At 66.6% G+C, this 1,418-nt stretch carries 1 protein-coding gene; it reads right to left on the reverse strand.

Features of this window, described 5'->3' with window-relative positions; genetic code table 11:
- Nucleotides 1-47 precede the first annotated feature (47 nt).
- On the reverse strand, nt 48-1,418 hold a 1,371-nt coding region (locus tag DLJ58_RS28445), incomplete at its 5' end, for a non-reducing end alpha-L-arabinofuranosidase family hydrolase (RefSeq protein ID WP_208741380.1).

The raw sequence follows: 1,418 nt of genomic DNA on the forward strand, positions 1-1,418 counted from the left end.
GGCTCGTCGTGTGCCGAGCCCGCCCGCCCTCGGCGTTTTTCCGTTGGTCAGCGTTGCAGGGTCAGCAGACCCGGGCGGTACGGCAGCAGGCCGTAGTCGCCGCCGGAGCTGGGGGAACGGCCCTGGTAGAGCAGTTGCAGGTTGCACGCGTCGACGGTCATGGTCTGGTCGGCGTTGGTGCGCAGCAGCTCGCCGTGGCTGATGTCGTTGGTCCAGGTGGCACCGCTGTTGGCCTTGCCCGCGAACGGGTTGCTCTCACTGGTGGCCTGCGGCGTCCACGTGCCGCCCAGGCTGCTGGCGGTGAACGAGCGGAAGTAGCGCCCGTTCGAGCCGATGGCCTCGACGATCATGAGGTACTTGTTCAGGCCCTGGAGCTTGTAGACCTGGACGGCCTCGAACAGGTTGTTCGTCGAGTCGGTCATGATGGTCGTGTAGTTGGAGCCGAAGCTGCCCGGGAAGTTGCCGATCGGCATGCTGGCCCGGTAGATCCGGCCGTTGTCACCGGCGAAGAACAGGTACATGTTCTGGTCGTCGCCGATGACAGCCTGGTCGATCGGACCGGTGTTCGAGTTGGAGATGCTGCCGGTGAACAATGTCTGCGCCGACGACCACCCGTTCGGGTTGGTCGGGTCGCTGGAGGTCCGGTACGAGAAGGCCGTGCCGCCCCACTGGTAGGCGAGCACCCAGATGTTGCGGGGCGCGAAGTAGAACAGCGACGGCGCGACGGTCGCGTTGTTCATCGCGTTCTGGCTGGCCGAGCCCATCTGGGAGTAGTTGCTGAAGAGGCCGAAGTTCATCGAGCCCCACGTGGTGCCGGTGTCGTGGGTGGTGGCGTAGACGAGCTGCTGACCGTTGTACGGCGCGACGGTGAAGTCCTTCAGCGACACCCACCCGGACCTCGGCTGCGCCAGCGCACCGGTCGACGACCAGCGGTACGACGAGGGAAGGTCACACGTGCCGCCGGTCGGCGGCGGCGTGGTCGGCGTGGGCGTGGGCGTCTGGGTGCCGCCGCCGAGGGAGGCCAGCCGGAACTGCTGGTTGCTCTGCCCGTTGCAGTCGTAGAGCTGGATCTGGGCGCCGTTGGCGGTGCTCCAGACGTCCAGGCATCGTCCGGACTGCACGCCGCTGATGGTGCCGTTGGAGTTGAGGTTCCACTGCTGGTTGGTCTGGCTGTGGCAGCTGTAGATCTGCACCGCCGCGCCGTTGCCGGTGCCCGCCGCGTCGAGGCACATGTTGCCGTACACCTGGAGTTGTTTGTTCGAGGTGTAGGTCCATGCCTGGTTGGTCTGCTTGTTGCAGTTGTAGAGCTGGACCCGGGTGCCGTTGGTGGTCGAGGCGTTGGGGACGTCGACGCACCGGCCGGACTGTGTGCCCACGATCTCGGAGGCGGAGCCGGGTGGCACGGTGGGGGTGGGGCC

Origin of the sequence: Micromonospora arida (assembly GCF_003857035.1) — a bacterium.
GTDB classification, from domain to species: Bacteria; Actinomycetota; Actinomycetes; order Mycobacteriales; family Micromonosporaceae; genus Micromonospora; species Micromonospora arida.